This window comes from Streptomyces sp. NPDC001135 (assembly GCF_053598395.1).
The window spans coordinates 1-17,581 of sequence record NZ_JBSFKD010000017.1; the positions used below are offsets into that span (position 1 = coordinate 1).

A 17,581-nucleotide genomic window follows, 5' to 3' on the forward strand; every position below is an offset into this window, starting at 1 on the left:
ACGCCCGGTTACATTCCGAACCCGGAAGCTAAGCCTCACAGCGCCGATGGTACTGCAGGGGGGACCCTGTGGGAGAGTAGGACACCGCCGAACAATCTTTCAAAAAGGTCGGATCCTGAACTTCGGTTCGGGGTCCGACCTTTTTATGTTTTCCTTAACGTGTCGTTCACGTCGCGCCCCCAGCATCCAGCACATGGGAACTGCTGCAATGCTCAGGGCCGCCGGTGTCGGAGTCGGAGACGAAGTCGTCGTGCCGGCCTTCGGGAACGTCGAGGTCGCCGAGGCGGTGACCCTGGCCGGTGCCCTCCCGGTGTTCGCCGACATAGACCCGGTGACGTACTGCCTCGACCCCGGCGCTGTCGAGGCAGCGGCAACTCCCCGTACCGCCGCCGTCGTTGTCGTACACCGCTTCGGGCGGGGGGCCGACCTGGGGCGGTTGCACGCGATCGGGCAGCGGCAGGGGCTGCTGGTGCTAGAGCAGGGCGAGTCCGAGGCGCCGTACGACGAGATAGCGCAGCGCAGGGAGAGAGCGGCGTATCTCGATGCCAAGTTGAAGGGTGTGCGGACGCCGGACGGTGGGGACGGGCACACCTATCAGCAGTACGTCGTGCGGGTGCCGGGGAACGGCCGGCCGGACCGGGACGCCTTCGCGCTGGCCTTGCGCGCCAAGGGAGTTGAGTGCCGGGTGCCGGTCAAGACACCCGTGCACCGGCTGCCGGAGTTCCGTCGGTGCGTGTCCCTGCCGGAGACCGAGCTGGCCGCCGACGAGACACTGACGCTGCCCGTCGACGCCTCCCTCACCAAGCGGGAGATGCAGCGGATCGTGTCCGCCTGCAACGCCCTGGGGGGCCTGCTCCAGCCCGCCTTCTGAGCGGGCACCCGAACGCATTTGGGAACTCGGGCCTGCTCGGGGTACAGTTTCTTCGTCGCCGCGAGGGAAACCTCCACAACGACAGGCCCCTATAGCTCAGTCGGCAGAGCGTCTCCATGGTAAGGAGAAGGTCAACGGTTCGATTCCGTTTGGGGGCTCAATGAAAAAGACCCCGCCCTTCCGGGCGGGGTCTTTTTCATGCCCTCTGCTCAGGCCTCCTTGTGGATTCCCGGGACGCGCATCGCCAGGATCGCCATGTCGTCCGACGGGGCGTCCGACGCGAAGCGTTCCACCGCGCGCATGATGCGTGCCGCGACCGCGCCCGCCGTGAGACCCGTGCAGGTCGTGAGGACATCGGCGAGGCCGTCGTCGCCCAGCATGCGTGCCCCCTCACGGCGTTCGGTGACGCCGTCGGTGACACAGAGCAGCACGTCACCGGGGTCGAGGGTGACCGTCTCCTCGTGCAGCTCCAGATCCTCGATCACGCCCAGCAGGGGCTGCGGCTCGGCGGCCGCCGTGACCGTGCCGTCCTGGCGCAGGCGCAGCGGGAGCGGGTGGCCGGCGCAGACCACCTTCAGCTCGGCGCTGCCGTCCTCCTGCGGGCGCATCTCGCCGTACAGGAGGGTCAGGAAGCGGCTGCGGTCGCCCTCGTCGAGGATCGCGGAGTTCAGGCGCTGCAGGACCGCGGGGCCGCTCAGGCCCTCGCGGGCCAGCAGGCGCAGGGCGTGCCGGGCGAGGCCCGTGACCGCCGCCGCGTTCGGGCCCGTACCGCACACGTCGCCGATGGCGAAGCCGTAGGCGCCGTTGCCGATCGGGAAAAGGTCGTAGAAGTCACCGCCGACCTCGTTGCCCTCGCCGGCCGCGCGGTAGATGACCTCGACCTCGACGCCGTCGATGTGCGGTGTACCCGGTGGGAGCAGGCTGCGCTGGAGGGCCTGGCTGATGGCCGTGCGCTCCGAGTAGAGACGGGCGTTGTCCAGGGCGAGGGCGGCCCGGCGGGAGAGGTCCTCGGCCAGTTCCAGGATCTCCTGGCGGAAGTGTTCGTCGGTGGGCTTGCCGAGGACCAGCATGCCGATGACGCGGTTGCGGGCGACGAGCGGGAGCACGACCGTCTCACCGCCCACCGCGGAGGCCGTGGCGAGGGTCGGGCCGATGCCCGCGGAGATCTGGTGCGTGGGTCCACCGGCCAGGCCGAGGCTGCGCATGGAGCTGCGCAGTGCGGCCTGGTGGGCGACCTCGGCGGGGGTCGTCCAGACACGGGCGCCCGGCGTCGGTACCGGGTCCGGCGGCGCGATCTTCGAAAGCAACGACTTGATGCCGTCGATCAGTTCCTCGTCCTCGTGCAGGACGTACGACAGGTACGGTTCCGAGGCCTGGTCGGCGATCGTGTAGACGGCACACCAGGTGGCCAGGGTGGGGACCGTCATCTGGGCCATCAGGGCGAGCGTCTGGTCGCGGTCCAGGGTGCCGGCCAGCAGGTCGGAGGCCTCGACCAGGAAGCTCAGGGAGCCGCGGCGCAGCCGCTCCAGCTCGCCCAGGCGGGCCGACTCGACGGCCAGGGCGATGCGGTCGGCGGCGAACTGCAGGCGCAGTGCCTCCTCGTTGGAGTACCGGCCGGGTGCCTCGGCGGCGACGCCGAGGGAGCCGGTCAGGCGGCCCTCGACCTTCAGCGGGACCGTGACGACCGAGCGCATGCCGGTGCCGTTCAGCAGTGGGACGGCGCCGGGGACGGCCGTGAGGTCGTCGTGGACGGCCGGCATGCGTGCGGAGCCGTAGCGGCCGGGGCCGGCCTCGACGGGCACGCGCGCGAAGCGCTGTCGGGCGGAGGGCAGGCCGGTGGAGGCGCGCACCTCCAGCTCGGTCTCGTCGTCGGTGGCCAGCAGCAGGAACGCGGAGTCCCCGTCGAGCATGTCGCGGGCGCGCTCCACCGTGCGCTGCAGCAGGCCGTCGAGGTCGTCCGGGGCGGGGGAGCCGATGAACACCTCGAAGGGGTCGGTGTTCTGGCCGTCGGAGGTCTGGCTCTGGTCGCCGGCCGGGACGCGCGGCGGGCTCTGCAGGACGGCGCGTTCGTGGTCGCGGACCAGGAGGCAGACGGTGGAGGGTTCGCCGCCCGTGTCGCGGACCCGGAGGTGGGAGGCGTAGACCGGGGCCACGCGGCCGTCGGCGCCGCGGATGCCGTAGCTGCCCTCCCAGCGGGAGAGTTGGAGGGCCTCGGCCACGCCGGTGCTGGTGCCCGGGGTGTGCGGCCAGGCCGCGAGTTCGGTGAGGGGCCTGCCGACGACCTCGGCGGCGGCATGGCCGAAGAGGTCCTCGGCGTCCTCGTTCCAGGAGGTGACGGAGCCCTTGCGGTCGACCTGGACGACGGCGACGCGGACCCGGCCGTCGGCCAGCGGCAGCAGGTCGGCGGGGAGGGACGGGCCGGCGGTGCGGGTGCCGACCACGCGTTCGGGCAGGTTGAGCTGGAACCAGACGTTCTTGTGGGTGGGGGTGTAGTCGACGCCCCAGCGGGTGGCCAGGGCCGCGCACAGCTGGAGGCCTCGGCCGCCCTCGCGGTCGGGGCTGCCCATCGTGGCGGCGCTGTTCTGGAGGGGGACCTCGCGCTCGGGATAGCGGTCGGAGACCTCGATGCGTACGCCGTCCTCGGTGCGCAGGCACAGGACGTCCGCGTGCGTGCCCGCGTGTACGACGGCGTTCGTCACGAGCTCGCTGGTGAGGACGACGGCGTCGTCGACGATGTCGGCGAAGCCCCAGCCCTGCAGGGTGTCGCGGACGAAGGACCGGGCGGTCGCGACCGATCGCCCGACGGGCTCGAAGGTGGCGGCCGCGCGCGCGGTGATCACAGAACTCCTCGGCCGGTTGTCTACGTGCAGGGCTGCGTGGCCGGCCGGCTCGCTCCGCTGCTGCGGCATCGGCGCGCCCGTCGGCTGTGGCTCCGGGGGCTGTCCCCCGGGGATGACTCCGGTGGTCATGGTCTGCGGCCGCCCCTCCGATGCCCGCTCGTTCTCGTGCCACCGCCCAGGCCGGTCGGACCGGTGCGGCTGGACAGCCGCATGCAAGGTTACTTACCTTCGCCGTCCGAGCGGGTGCCGGTCGCCGGTGTTTACCCCCCAGGGTGTGCGGACGATGTGCGAAGCTGCCGAACTGTTATGGCCTGGTTCGGGCAGGGTGAAACACTGGGCAGGCTTGTGATGAAGGTCTGGGTCGGGCTGCGTGTGTTCCGTGTACGGCGGGCAGCAGCCCCTGGTGTGGCCGGATCTCGTCTGGCAGAAATACGCAGCAGTAACAGATACGCAGCAGTAAGAGGTACGCAGAGGTGACCGGCACGCCGACGACCGGCGCGCCGGGCCGAAGCGGCCGAGCACAGCAGTGACGGTCTACCCCTCCGGGAGGGACACAGTGGAGTCTGGCGCGGCGACGCGTGGCACGAAGACGCGCGCGAAAGGCGGACCGTCCCTGGGCAGGCGCGGCGGCACCACCGAAGTGGACACGGCTGCCCTGAACCGGCTGTTGGTGGCTCTCGTCTCGATGCGTGACGGGAACTTCCGCAAGCGGCTCACCGTCTCCGGCGACGGTGTGATGTCGGAGATCGCGGCCGTCTTCAACGAGGTGGCCGACCGGAATCTGCATCTGACCGGTGAGCTGTCCCGGGTGCGGCGCATGGTGGGCCGTGAGGGAAAACTCACGGAACGGCTGGAGACGGGGGCCTGTGAGGGCTCCTGGGCGTCCGCGATCGACGCTTCCAACGCGCTGGTGGACGATCTCGTCTGGCCGGTCTCGGAGGTCGGCCGGGTGCTCACGGCCGTGGCCGAGGGTGATCTTTCGCCGCGGATGGAGCTGCGGACGCAGGCACCGGACGACGGTACGGGGCATCCGCTGCGCGGTGAGTTCCTGAAGGTCGGCCGTACGGTCAACAACCTGGTCGACCAGTTGTCGACGTTCACGGACGAGGTCACGCGCGTGGCCAGCGAGGTCGGTACCGAGGGCAAGCTCGGCGGTCAGGCCCAGCTGCGCGGTATGTCGGGTTCCTGGAAGGACCTGACCGAGTCCGTCAACACCATGGCCAATCGGCTGACCGCGCAGGTGCGCGACATCGCGCTGGTGACGACGGCCGTCGCGCGCGGTGACCTGTCACGCAAGGTCACCGTCCATGTCGCGGGCGAGATGCTGGAGCTGAAGAACACCGTCAACACGATGGTGGAGCAGCTGTCGTCCTTCTCCTCGGAGGTCACGCGCGTGGCCCGCGAGGTGGGCACCGAGGGCATCCTCGGGGGGCAGGCGCAGGTGCCGGGTGTGGCCGGTGTGTGGAAGGAGCTGACCGACTCCGTCAACACGATGGCGGGCAACCTGACCGCGCAGGTCCGTGGGATCTCGCAGGTCACGACCGCTGTGGCCAACGGTGATCTGTCGCGGAAGGTGACGGTGCCGGCGCGCGGCGAGGTGGCGCAGCTCGCCGAGACGATCAACCAGATGACCGAGACGCTGCGGATCTTCGCGGACGAGGTCACGCGCGTCGCGGACGAGGTCGGCGAGGAGGGCCGGCTGGGTGGTCAGGCGAACGTGCCGGGCGCGGCCGGTACGTGGAAGGACCTGACGGACTCGGTCAACACGGTCTTCCGGAACCTGACCACGCAGGTGCGGGACATCGCCACCGTGACGACGGCTGTGGCCAGCGGCGATCTGTCGCAGAAGGTCACGGTCGACGTGGCCGGCGAGATGCTGGAGCTCAAGAACACCGTCAACGGGATGGTGGACCAGCTGTCGGCGTTCGGTGCCGAGGTGACCCGGGTCGCCCGGGAGATCGGTGTCGAGGGTGAGCTGGGCGGTCAGGCGCAGGTGCCGGGCGCGGCCGGCGCCTGGAAGGATCTGACCGACTCCGTCAACACCGCGTTCCGCAACCTCACCGGGCAGGTGCGCAACATCGCGCAGGTGACCACGGCGGTGGCCAACGGCGATCTGTCCCAGAAGGTCACCGTGGACGTCTCCGGCGAGATGCTCCAGCTGAAGAACACCGTGAACACGATGGTGGACCAGCTGTCGAGCTTCGCCGACCAGGTCACGCGGATGGCCAGGGACGTGGGTACGGAGGGCCGGCTGGGCGGTCAGGCCCGGGTGGACGGCGTGTCCGGCACGTGGAAGGAGCTGACGGACTCCGTCAACTTCATGGCCGGCAACCTGACCTCCCAGGTGCGGCAGATCGCCCAGGTGACGACGGCCGTGGCGCGCGGTGACCTGTCGCAGAAGATCGACGTCGACGCGCGCGGCGAGATCCTCGAGCTGAAGAACACGATCAACACGATGGTTGATCAGCTGTCCGCCTTCGCCGACCAGGTGACGCGGGTGGCGCGTGACGTGGGTACGGAGGGCCGCCTCGGCGGTCAGGCGCAGGTGCCCGGTGTCGCCGGTGTGTGGCGCGACCTGACCGACTCGGTGAACGGCATGGCCGGCAACCTGACGGCCCAGGTGCGCAACATCGCGCAGGTCGCCACCGCGGTGGCCCGTGGTGACCTCTCCCAGAAGATCACCGTGGACGCGCGCGGGGAGATCCTGGAGCTGAAGAACACGCTGAACACGATGGTGGACCAGCTGTCGTCGTTCGCCCAGGAGGTCACGCGGGTGGCCCGTGAGGTGGGTACGGAGGGCATCCTCGGCGGTCAGGCCGAGGTGCAGGGGGTCTCCGGCACCTGGAAGGACCTCACGCAGTCCGTGAACTTCATGGCGAACAACCTGACGATCCAGGTGCGCAACATCGCCGAGGTCACGACCGCGGTCGCCAAGGGTGACCTGTCGAAGAAGATCACTGTTGACGCGAAGGGCGAGATCCTTGAGCTCGTCACGACGGTCAACACGATGGTTGATCAGCTGTCCAGCTTCGCCGAGCAGGTGACCCGGGTGGCCCGCGAGGTGGGCACCGAGGGCATCCTGGGCGGCCAGGCGCACGTGCCGGGCGTCACCGGCATCTGGAAGGACCTCAGCAACAACGTCAACCTGATGGCCAACAACCTGACCATGCAGGTGCGCAACATCTCGCAGGTGGCCGCGGCCGTCGCCAACGGTGACCTGACGCGTCAGGTCACCATCGAGGCGCGCGGTGAGGTCGCGCAGCTCGCCGACACCATCAACACGATGGTGAAGACGCTGAGCTCGTTCGCCGACCAGGTCACCAAGGTGGCCCGCGAGGTGGGCACGGACGGCATCCTGGGCGGCCAGGCGCACGTGCCGGGTGTGGCCGGCACCTGGAAGGACCTCACCGAGTCCGTGAACCAGATGGCGTCCAACCTCACCGGTCAGGTGCGCAACATCGCCATGGTCACCACGGCCATCGCCAAGGGTGACCTGACGAAGAAGATCGACATTGACGCCCGCGGCGAGATCCTCGAGCTGAAGACGACGATCAACACGATGGTCGACCAGCTGTCCAGCTTCGCGGAGGAGGTCACGCGCGTGGCCCGCGAGGTGGGCACGGAAGGACAGCTCGGCGGTCAGGCACGCGTGCGTGACGTCGACGGGACCTGGCGGGACCTCACCGAGTCCGTGAACGAGATGGCCGGGAACCTGACCCGGCAGGTGCGTGCCATCGCGCGCGTGGCGACCGCGGTGACCCGCGGCGACCTGAACCTGAAGATCGACGTCGACGCCTCCGGCGAGATCCAGGAACTGCAGGACTACATCAACAAGATGATCGCCAACCTGCGCGACACGACGATCGCGAACGAGGAGCAGGACTGGCTCAAGGGCAACCTCGCCCGTATCTCCGCGCTGATGCAGGGACGCCGGGACCTGGAGGACGTCGCCTCACTGATCATGAGCGAGCTGACGCCGGTGGTCTCCGCCCAGCACGGCGCGTTCTTCGTGGCGATGTCCCTCATGGAGGGCCAGGAGCTGAGCGGGGAGGCCGAGGACCGGTACGAGCTGCGCATGCTCGGCTCGTACGGCTACTCGATGGGCTCCATGCCGACGTCGTTCCGGCCGGGTGAGGCGCTGGTCGGCACGGCCGCGCAGGAGAAGCGCACGATCCTGGTCGAGAACGCGCCCAGCGGGTATCTGAAGATCTCCTCGGGGCTCGGCGAGGCCCCGCCGGCGCAGGTGATCGTGCTGCCCGTGCTGTTCGAGGGCACGGTGCTCGGTGTGATCGAGCTGGCCTCCTTCACGCCGTTCACGCAGATCCAGAAGGACTTCCTCAACCAGATCGCCGAGATGATCGCTACGAGCGTCAACACCATCTCGGTCAACACCAAGACCGAGCAGCTGCTGAAGCAGTCGCAGGAGTTGACGGAGCAACTGCGCGAGCGGTCGGCCGAGCTGGAGAACCGGCAGAAGGCGCTGCAGGCCTCCAACGCCGAACTGGAGGAGAAGGCCGAGCTGCTGGCCCGGCAGAACCGCGACATCGAGGTGAAGAACACCGAGATCGAGGAGGCCCGGCAGGTCCTGGAGGAGCGCGCCGAGCAGCTCGCGGTGTCGATGCGCTACAAGAGCGAGTTCCTCGCCAACATGTCGCACGAGCTGCGTACGCCGCTCAACTCGCTGCTGATCCTGGCGAAGTTGCTCGCCGACAACGCCGAGGGCAACCTCTCGCCCAAGCAGGTGGAGTTCGCCGAGACCATCCACGGTGCGGGCTCGGATCTGCTGCAGCTGATCAACGACATCCTCGACCTGTCGAAGGTCGAGGCGGGCAAGATGGACGTCTCGCCGACGCGTATCGCGCTCGTACAGCTCGTGGACTACGTGGAGGCCACTTTCCGGCCGCTGACCGCGGAGAAGGGCCTGGATCTGTCCGTACGGGTCTCCCCGGAGCTGCCGGCGACCCTGCACACCGACGAGCAGCGGCTGCTGCAGGTGCTGCGCAACCTGCTGTCGAACGCGGTGAAGTTCACCGACTCCGGGTCGGTGGAACTGGTGATCAGGCCGGCCGGCGCGGATGTGCCGGTGGGTATCCGGGAGCAGTTGCTGGAGGCCGGCTCGCTGACCATTGCGGACGCACCCCTGATCGCGTTCTCGGTGACGGACACCGGCATCGGTATCGCGGCCAGCAAGATGCGGGTGATCTTCGAGGCGTTCAAACAGGCGGACGGCACGACCAGCCGCAAGTACGGCGGTACCGGCCTCGGCCTGTCCATCTCCCGGGAGATCGCCCAGCTGCTCGGCGGTGAGATCCACGCGCAGAGCGAACCGGGCCGCGGCTCGACGTTCACGCTGTACCTGCCGCTGCACCCGAGTGAACTGCCGCCGCAGGGCTACCAGCAGTCCGTGCCCGCGCTGGAGGCCGGCGAGCTGCTCGCCTCCGAGGCACAGCAGTCCTTGGAGCTGTCCGCCGTGGAGATCGAGACCCCGGCCGAGGTGAAGTCGTACCGCGAGACGCAGAACGGTCCCGCGGCGCTCTTCCGGCGCCGGCGGCGGGGTCTGCCGCAGGACGAGCAGCGGACCGAGCACCGGTTGGCGGCCCCGGAGCCGGAGAGCGCGGCGCAGTCCGCGCACGGGGTACGGTTCGGCGGCGAGAAGGTCCTGATCGTCGACGACGACATCCGCAACGTGTTCGCGCTGACCAGCGTCCTGGAACAGCACGGTCTTTCGGTGCTGTACGCCGAGAACGGCCGCGAGGGCATCGAGGTGCTGGAGCAGCACGACGACGTGGCGGTCGTGCTGATGGACATCATGATGCCGGAGATGGACGGGTACGCGACGACCACGGCGATCCGCAGGATGCCGCAGTTCGCCGGGCTGCCGATCATCGCGCTGACCGCGAAGGCGATGAAGGGCGACCGGGAGAAGGCGATCGAGTCCGGGGCCTCCGACTACGTGACCAAGCCGGTCGACCCGGATCATCTGCTGGCCGTGATGCAGCAGTGGATGGGCGGGGAGTGACAAGATCGGCACACCCGGATGTGAACGGCCGGGGAACCCTGGGCGGGTGTCGGGAGTTGCCCATGTGAGGTGACTGCGTACGGACGGCTTAGGGTGACGGGAGACGTATGGGAATGCGGGATTCCGGGAACCATCCTGGCCTCCGCCGCGTTTCGGGTACGTGCACAGTGACATCGCGGTGACAGGGTGTGGCGACAGGCGGGGTGCGGCTACGATGACCGGCACAAGGACGGGCGGCGAAAGGGAGTCGTCCCCTGGGGCGGCGCCCGGTGTACCGCCGGGGCGAGGAGGGCGGGCCATGGTGCAGAAGGCCAAGATCCTCCTGGTCGATGACCGGCCGGAGAATCTGCTGGCGCTGGAGGCCATTCTCTCTGCGCTCGATCAGACGCTGGTGCGGGCATCGAGCGGGGAGGAAGCGCTCAAAGCACTGCTCACGGACGATTTCGCGGTCATTCTGCTGGACGTCCAGATGCCGGGCATGGACGGGTTCGAGACGGCCGCGCACATCAAGCGGCGCGAGCGGACCCGGGACATCCCGATCATCTTCCTCACGGCGATCAACCACGGCCCGCACCACACCTTCCGCGGGTACGCGGCGGGTGCGGTCGACTACATCTCCAAGCCGTTCGACCCGTGGGTGCTGCGCGCGAAGGTCTCGGTGTTCGTCGAGCTGTACATGAAGAACTGCCAGCTGCGGGAGCAGGCGGCGCTGTTGCGGCTGCAGTTGGAGGGCGGCGGCAAGGGCGCGGTCGGCGGCAAGGAGTCCGCCGGGCTGCTGGCCGAGCTGTCCGCGCGGCTCGCGGCCGTCGAGGAGCAGGCCGAGGCGCTGTCCAAGCAGCTGGACGACGACTCGGCGGATGCGGCCGCGGTGGCCACGGCGGCCCATCTGGAGCGGAAGCTCACCGGGTTGCGGCGCGCCCTGGACGCCCTGGAGCCGGGCGCCGGCACCGGCGGTTCGTCGGTTCCGGCGCAGAACTGACATACGCCCGGGCGGCGGTTACTCATGAGCGTGCGTCAGTTCCGTGCCTCTGCGGGGGCGACACGAACGGGTGAAGCTGTGGGCACACGTGTCCGCCGTCGTCTGCCCCGGTAACCTCACACCCATGGCCTCACGTCCCTCCGCAGCCAAGAAGCAGCCCGCCAAGAAGGCGGCTGCTCCCGCGAAGGCTCCGGCGAAGAAGGCCGCAGCGAAGAAGGCCCCGGCCAAGAAGGCGCCCGCCAAGAAGGCCCCGGCCAAGAAGGCCGCGCCGAGGCCGGCGCCGAGCCCCACCGGGGGCGTGTACCGACTCGTACGCGCCCTCTGGCTGGGCCTCGCGCACACCGTCGGCGCCGTCTTCCGCGGCATAGGGCAGGGCGCGAGGAACCTCGACCCGGCCCACCGAAAGGACGGCATCGCGCTGCTGCTGTTCGGTATCGCGCTGATCGTCGCCGCCGGCACCTGGGCCGACCTGAAGGGCCCCGTCGGGGATCTCGTGGAGATCCTCGTCACCGGTGCCTTCGGCCGGCTCGACCTGCTGGTGCCGATCCTGCTCGCGGTGATCGCCGTACGGTTCATCCGGCACCCGGAGCAGCCGGAGGCCAACGGACGGATCGTGATCGGCCTGTCGGCGCTCGTCATCGGCGTGCTCGGCCAGGTCCACATCGCCTGCGGCTCGCCCGCGCGCAGCGACGGCATGCAGGCCATAAGGGACGCCGGCGGCCTCATCGGCTGGGCGGCGGCCACCCCGCTGACGTACACCATGACCGACATGCTGGCCGTACCCCTGCTGGTGCTGCTGACGGTCTTCGGTCTGCTCGTGGTGACCGCCACCCCGGTCAACGCCGTCCCGCAGCGGCTGCGGGCACTGGGTGTGCGCCTGGGCGTGCTGCACGACCACGAGGCGCAGGAGTTCACCGAGGACGACGCGCGCTACGACGAGCAGTGGCGCGAGGCGCTGCCCGCGCGCCCCCGTAAGCGCTCGTCCGCCCCCCGCGCGTACGACCCGGACAGCGCCGAGCAGGAGGCCCTCTCGCAGCGCCGCGGCCGCCCCCGGCGTTCCGCGGTGCCCCAGCCGGATCCGCAGCGCCAGATGGACGCCGTGGACGTGGCCGCGGCGGCCGCCGCGGCGCTCGACGGCGCGGTGCTGCACGGCATGCCGCCCTCCCCGCTGGTCGCCGACCTCACCCAGGGCGTCAGCGTCGGCGACCGGGAGGAGACCACGCCGGTGCCCGCGCCGGCGCCGGAACCCATGCCCTCGCCGGTCCCGGCCGCGCGGCCCAAGGAGGGAAAGCCCAAGGCCGGAATCGTCCCCGACCTGACCAAGAAGGCCCCCGAGGAGCCGCGCGACCTGCCGCCGCGGGCGGAGCAGCTCCAGCTGTCCGGGGACATCACCTACGCGCTGCCGTCGCTGGACCTCCTCACGCGCGGCGGGCCCGGCAAGGCGCGCAGCGAGGCCAACGACGCGGTCGTCGCCTCGCTCACCCAGGTCTTCACCGAGTTCAAGGTCGACGCCGCCGTCACCGGCTTCACGCGCGGCCCGACGGTCACCCGCTACGAGGTCGAGCTCGGCCCCGCCGTGAAGGTCGAGCGCATCACCGCGCTGACCAAGAACATCGCGTACGCCGTCGCCAGCCCCGACGTGCGGATCATCAGCCCCATCCCCGGCAAGTCCGCGGTGGGCATCGAGATCCCGAACACCGACCGGGAGATGGTCAACCTCGGTGACGTGCTGCGTCTCGCGGAGTCCGCCGAGGACGACGACCCGATGCTGGTCGCCTTCGGCAAGGACGTCGAGGGCGGGTACGTGATGCACTCGCTGGCGAAGATGCCGCACATGCTGGTCGCCGGTGCCACCGGTTCCGGCAAGTCGTCCTGCATCAACTGCCTGATCACCTCGGTCATGATGCGGGCGACCCCCGAGGACGTCCGGATGATCCTGGTCGACCCCAAGCGCGTCGAGCTGACCGCCTACGAGGGCATCCCGCACCTGATCACGCCGATCATCACCAACCCCAAGCGGGCCGCCGAGGCGCTGCAGTGGGTGGTGCGCGAGATGGACCTGCGCTACGACGACCTCGCGGCCTACGGCTACCGGCACATCGACGACTTCAACCGGGCCGTCCGCGAGGGCAAGGTCCAGCCGCCTCAGGGCAGCGAACGGGAGCTGCAGCCGTACCCGTACCTGCTGGTGATCGTGGACGAGCTGGCCGACCTGATGATGGTCGCCCCGCGCGACGTCGAGGACGCCATCGTGCGCATCACCCAGCTCGCGCGCGCGGCCGGCATCCACCTGGTGCTCGCCACCCAGCGGCCCTCGGTGGACGTCGTGACGGGTCTCATCAAGGCCAACGTTCCCTCCCGGCTGGCCTTCGCCACCTCCTCGCTCGCCGACTCCCGGGTCATCCTCGACCAGCCCGGCGCCGAGAAGCTGATCGGCAAGGGCGACGGCCTGTTCCTGCCGATGGGCGCGAACAAGCCGACCCGTATGCAGGGCGCGTTCGTCACCGAGGCCGAGGTCGCGGCCGTCGTCCAGCACTGCAAGGACCAGATGGCGCCCGTCTTCCGCGACGACGTCACGGTCGGCAGCAAGCAGAAGAAGGAGATCGACGAGGACATCGGCGACGACCTCGACCTCCTGTGTCAGGCGGCCGAGCTGGTCGTCTCCACCCAGTTCGGATCGACCTCCATGCTCCAGCGCAAGCTGCGGGTCGGCTTCGCCAAGGCGGGGCGGCTCATGGACCTCATGGAGTCCCGCAACATCGTGGGACCGAGCGAGGGCTCCAAGGCGCGCGACGTGCTGGTGAAGCCCGACGAGCTGGACGGTGTGCTCGCCGTGATCCGAGGGGAATCGGGGGAGTAGGGCGAAGGGCCGTCCGGCGGACGCTGTCTACGCCGGGTGGCCGGATCGCCGTGATCCACCTGTTAGAGAACGGCGAGCAACCGTTTCCCTTTGTCGTACGTCCAGTTGAGCGAGAGGACAGGTAGTAGTCCCATCATGGGGTATGTGCCTGTCAAGCCCTCGGTGCGTCCGGCCGTTCCGATGGCGTACAAAGTCCCACCGCCCGGTTGCCCCACCCTTTCGTACCACCCCTAGACTGAGCTTCCAGCACAGGTGGCTACACGCTCGAAAGGCGCCCCCGTGTCCATCGGCAACTCCCCTGAAGACGAGCGTCCGTTCCCCGACGAGTCCCGGGAGGCCCGTGTCTCCGTGGGCCGTGCCCTGCAGCAGGCGCGGATCGCGGCCGGGCTCACCGTGGACGACGTCAGCAGCGCCACTCGTGTCCGTATCGCCATCGTGCACGCCATCGAGGCGGACGACTTCGCCCCGTGCGGCGGCGACGTGTACGCCCGCGGGCACATCCGTACGCTGGCCAGGGCCGTCCGACTCGATCCCGCCACCCTGATCGCCCAGTACGACGCCGAGCACGGCGGCCGTCCCGCGCCCACCCCGGCCGCACCCCTGTTCGAGGCGGAGCGCATCCGGCCCGAGCGGCGCGGCCCGAACTGGACGGCGGCCATGGTGGCCGCGATCGTCGTCGTGATCGGTTTCGTCGGTTTCACCGCGGTCAGCGGCGGCGGCTCCGGAAACGACGCGAAGTCGCAGGTCGCCCAGGGCAGCGGTACACCCGCCGCGAGCAGGTCCGCCTCGCCCACGCCGAAGAAGGACAAGCCCGCGGCGCCGAGCACCGAGCCCTCCGACAGCGCCATCGCCGCCGCGCCCCAGGACAAGGTGACCGTCCAGGTCAGCGCACCCAACGGACGCAGCTGGATCTCGGCCAAGGACCACAACGGCCGGATGCTCTTCGACGGACTGCTGAAGAAGGGCCAGTCCAAGACCTTCCAGGACGGCTCGAAGATCAACCTGATCCTCGGTGACGCCGGCGCGATCGAGCTGTACGTCAACGGCAAGAAGATCGACGACAATTTCCAGCCGGGCGCTGTGGAACGCCTGACCTACACCAAGGGCGACCCCGTCGCGGGCTAGGCGGCCCTTCGGGAACAGCGTGTGTGACGGGGTTGGCCAAGATCGGCCAACCCCGTCGACATGGGCTGTCAGTGAGACGAAGTAGTCTTGAGCCCATGCCTGAACGCCGTACCGTCGCCCTCGTCACTCTTGGCTGCGCCCGTAATGAGGTGGACTCCGAGGAGCTCGCAGGCCGTTTGGAGGCGGACGGCTGGCAGCTCGTGGAGGACGCCGCGGACGCCGACGTCGCCGTGGTCAACACCTGTGGCTTCGTCGAGGCCGCCAAGAAGGACTCCGTCGACGCCCTCCTCGAGGCCAATGACCTCAAGGATCATGGCAGAACCCAGGCCGTCGTGGCGGTGGGCTGCATGGCCGAGCGGTACGGCAAGGAGCTGGCCGAGGCGCTGCCCGAGGCCGACGGCGTGCTCGGCTTCGACGACTACGCCGACATCTCCGACCGCCTGCAGACCATCCTGTCCGGTGGCATCCACGCCTCCCACACCCCGCGCGACCGCCGCAAGCTGCTCCCGATCAGCCCGGCCGAGCGGCAGGAATCGGCCGCCTCCGTCGCGCTGCCCGGCCACGGCCCGGCCGACCTCCCGGAGGGCGTCGCGCCCGCCTCCGGTCCGCGCGCCCCCCTGCGCCGCCGCCTCGACGGCTCCCCGGTCGCCTCGGTGAAGCTCGCTTCGGGTTGCGACCGGCGCTGCTCCTTCTGCGCCATCCCGTCCTTCCGGGGCTCCTTCATCTCCCGCCGCCCCAGCGACGTGCTGAACGAGACCCGCTGGCTGGCCGAGCAGGGTGTGAAGGAGATCATGCTCGTCTCCGAGAACAACACCTCCTACGGCAAGGACCTGGGCGACATCCGCCTGCTGGAGTCCCTGCTGCCCGACCTCGCCGAGGTCGACGGCATCGAGCGGGTGCGGGTGAGCTACCTGCAGCCGGCCGAGATGCGCCCGGGACTCATCGACGTGCTGACCTCCACCGCGAAGGTCGTCCCGTACTTCGACCTGTCCTTCCAGCACTCCGCGCCCGACGTGCTGCGGGCCATGCGCCGCTTCGGCGACACCGACCGCTTCCTGGAGCTGCTCGACACGATCCGCTCCAAGGCCCCCGAGGCCGGCGTGCGCTCGAACTTCATCGTCGGCTTCCCCGGCGAGAGCGAGGCGGACCTGGCCGAACTGGAGCGTTTCCTGAACGGCGCCCGCCTGGACGCCATCGGTGTCTTCGGCTACTCCGACGAGGAGGGCACGGAGGCGGCGACGTACGCGGACAAGCTCGACGAGGACGTCGTCGCCGAGCGCCTCGCACGGGTGTCCCGGCTGGCCGAGGAGCTCGTCTCGCAGCGCGCCGAGGAGCGCGTCGGGGAAACCGTGCGCGTCCTGGTCGAGGCTGTCGACGAGGAGGAGGGCGTGTACGGCCGCGCCGCACACCAGGCCCCCGAGACCGACGGGCAGGTGCTCCTCACGAGCGGCGAAGGCCTGAGTGTCGGACGTATGGTCGAGGCGAAGGTGGTCGGTACGGAAGGTGTCGACCTGGTCGCCGAGCCGCTGACCGGCTCGCTCGCGTGTAGTGAGGAGGCGGGCAGATGACCGGAGTCCCGGCATCCGCCGCGGGCGGCTCCTCCGGCGCGCACGGTGCCCGGGGGTCCGCCGCCGCTGCCGACGGCGCCGCGTCCGAGGTCTCCGGTTCTGCTTCAGGTCCCGAGGGCGGCGGCAGGGCACCGCGCGGCGGGAAGATCGCGGCCGCGGCCGTCAACCAGGCCAGCGTCTGGAACGTCGCCAATCTGCTGACCATGCTCCGGCTGGTCCTCGTGCCCGGCTTCGTGGCGCTGATGCTGGCGAACGGCGGATACGACCCGGCCTGGCGCTCGCTGGCCTGGGCGGCCTTCGCCGTCGCCATGATCACCGACCTGTTCGACGGACATCTGGCGCGCACGTACAACCTGGTCACGGACTTCGGGAAGATCGCCGACCCCATCGCCGACAAGGCCATCATGGGCGCGGCGCTCATCTGTCTGTCGGGTCTGGGCGACCTGCCGTGGTGGGTGACGGCCGTGATCCTCGGCCGGGAACTCGGCATCACCCTGCTGCGTTTCCTGGTCATTCGCTACGGCGTGATCCCGGCCAGTCGGGGGGGCAAGCTCAAGACCCTCACCCAGGGGGTGGCGGTCGGGATGTACGTCCTGGCGCTGACGGGGTGGCTGGCCACTCTGAGGTTCTGGGTGATGGCCGCGGCCGTCGTCCTCACCGTCGTCACCGGCCTTGACTACGTAAGACAAGCCATTGTGCTGCGCCGACGGGGAATCGCCGAGCGCGCGGCAGCGTTGGAGGAGAAGGACGCGTGAGCTCACAGGCCACCGAACTGGTGCGACTACTGACCGTGAGGGGCGAGACCCTCGCTGTCGCCGAGTCGCTCACCGGTGGTCTGGTGGCGGCGGAGATCACAGCAGTGCCCGGGGCGTCCAAGGTGTTCCGGGGGTCGGTCACCGCCTACGCCACCGAGCTGAAGCATGAGCTGCTGAATGTCGACGCCACCCTGCTGGCCCAGCGGGGAGCGGTGGATCCGCAGGTCGCGGGCCAGATGGCAGCCGGAGTGCGGAAGGCTCTGGGCGCCGACTGGGGCGTCGCGACCACCGGCGTCGCCGGCCCCGACCCGCAGGACGGCAAGCCCGTCGGGACGGTCTTCGCGGCCGTGGACGGGCCGCTGACGGACCGCCTCGGTTCTGCCGCTGGCGGAAAAGTGGAGGCCCTGCGGTTGAACGGCAGCCGTGCGGAAATTCGTATGGAGAGTGTACGGAGCGTACTCGCACTGCTTCTGAGAGAGCTTGCGGGCGAACAGACCGGGAATGAGCGGGCACAGGATACGGAACGGAACGGGGGGTTTTGATGTTTGCAGCCCTGAGTGAACA

Annotated in this window: 9 protein-coding genes, 1 tRNA gene and 1 rRNA gene; 10 read left to right on the forward strand and 1 reads right to left on the reverse strand. The window is 69.7% G+C overall.

What is annotated here, in order from left to right; translation table 11 throughout:
* The 3 genes from rrf to ACWC94_RS21240 form a co-directional block, all read left to right on the forward strand.
* Positions 1-93, forward strand: a 5S ribosomal RNA gene (gene rrf, locus ACWC94_RS21230); the annotation flags it as partial.
* A 115-nt stretch (positions 94-208) separates the two neighbouring features.
* Complete coding sequence (locus ACWC94_RS21235) at positions 209-871, forward strand: DegT/DnrJ/EryC1/StrS family aminotransferase (protein ID WP_450798547.1); 663 nt, start codon at positions 209-211, stop codon at positions 869-871.
* 85 nt (positions 872-956) lie between these two features.
* Positions 957-1,029: transfer RNA gene (locus ACWC94_RS21240), tRNA-Thr, on the forward strand.
* A 51-nt stretch (positions 1,030-1,080) separates the two neighbouring features.
* Here the strand turns inward: ACWC94_RS21240 and ACWC94_RS21245 are convergent.
* Complete coding sequence (locus tag ACWC94_RS21245) at positions 1,081-3,840, reverse strand: SpoIIE family protein phosphatase (RefSeq protein WP_450798354.1); 2,760 nt, start codon at positions 3,838-3,840, stop codon at positions 1,081-1,083.
* A 427-nt stretch (positions 3,841-4,267) separates the two neighbouring features.
* Between ACWC94_RS21245 and ACWC94_RS21250 the strand changes: the two genes are divergently transcribed.
* From ACWC94_RS21250 to ACWC94_RS21280, 7 genes are all read left to right on the forward strand, one after another.
* Positions 4,268-9,730, forward strand: coding sequence for a HAMP domain-containing protein (locus tag ACWC94_RS21250; RefSeq protein WP_450798356.1), 5,463 nt, complete (start codon positions 4,268-4,270; stop codon positions 9,728-9,730).
* Positions 9,731-10,028: 298 nt separating this feature from the next.
* Positions 10,029-10,709 (forward strand): response regulator, encoded by a 681-nt coding sequence (locus tag ACWC94_RS21255; protein ID WP_351245186.1) that lies wholly within the window; start codon positions 10,029-10,031, stop codon positions 10,707-10,709.
* Positions 10,710-10,833: 124 nt separating this feature from the next.
* Positions 10,834-13,569, forward strand: a complete 2,736-nt coding sequence (locus ACWC94_RS21260) for a DNA translocase FtsK (protein WP_450798359.1) — start codon at positions 10,834-10,836, stop codon at positions 13,567-13,569.
* Positions 13,570-13,848: 279 nt separating this feature from the next.
* The gene (locus ACWC94_RS21265; protein WP_450798361.1) at positions 13,849-14,694 is read left to right on the forward strand and encodes a helix-turn-helix domain-containing protein; all 846 of its coding nucleotides are present in this window, start codon (positions 13,849-13,851) and stop codon (positions 14,692-14,694) included.
* Between the two features lie 95 nt (positions 14,695-14,789).
* Positions 14,790-16,262 carry a 30S ribosomal protein S12 methylthiotransferase RimO gene (gene rimO / locus ACWC94_RS21270; RefSeq protein ID WP_450798363.1) on the forward strand — a complete coding sequence of 491 codons (1,473 nt, stop codon included), beginning with the start codon at positions 14,790-14,792 and terminating at the stop codon, positions 16,260-16,262.
* Positions 16,259-17,017: a CDP-diacylglycerol--glycerol-3-phosphate 3-phosphatidyltransferase gene (pgsA, locus tag ACWC94_RS21275; RefSeq protein ID WP_450798365.1), complete on the forward strand. Its 759-nt coding sequence runs from the start codon at positions 16,259-16,261 to the stop codon at positions 17,015-17,017. Before rimO ends, pgsA begins: the two co-directional genes overlap by 4 nt.
* On the forward strand, positions 17,014-17,559 hold the full coding sequence (locus ACWC94_RS21280) for a CinA family protein (protein WP_450798367.1): 546 nt from the start codon (positions 17,014-17,016) through the stop codon (positions 17,557-17,559). Before pgsA ends, ACWC94_RS21280 begins: the two co-directional genes overlap by 4 nt.
* The last annotated feature ends 22 nt before the right edge of the window (positions 17,560-17,581 follow it).

Coding starts and splice junctions, on each gene's coding strand:
- ACWC94_RS21260 (WP_450798359.1), top strand. CDS start 10,834: ATGGCCTCACGTCCCTCCGCAGCCAAGAAGCAGCCCGCCAAGAAGGCG.
- pgsA (WP_450798365.1), top strand. CDS start 16,259: ATGACCGGAGTCCCGGCATCCGCCGCGGGCGGCTCCTCCGGCGCGCAC.
- ACWC94_RS21235 (WP_450798547.1), top strand. CDS start 209: ATGCTCAGGGCCGCCGGTGTCGGAGTCGGAGACGAAGTCGTCGTGCCG.
- rimO (WP_450798363.1), top strand. CDS start 14,790: ATGCCTGAACGCCGTACCGTCGCCCTCGTCACTCTTGGCTGCGCCCGT.
- ACWC94_RS21255 (WP_351245186.1), top strand. CDS start 10,029: ATGGTGCAGAAGGCCAAGATCCTCCTGGTCGATGACCGGCCGGAGAAT.
- ACWC94_RS21245 (WP_450798354.1), bottom strand. CDS start 3,840: ATGACCACCGGAGTCATCCCCGGGGGACAGCCCCCGGAGCCACAGCCG.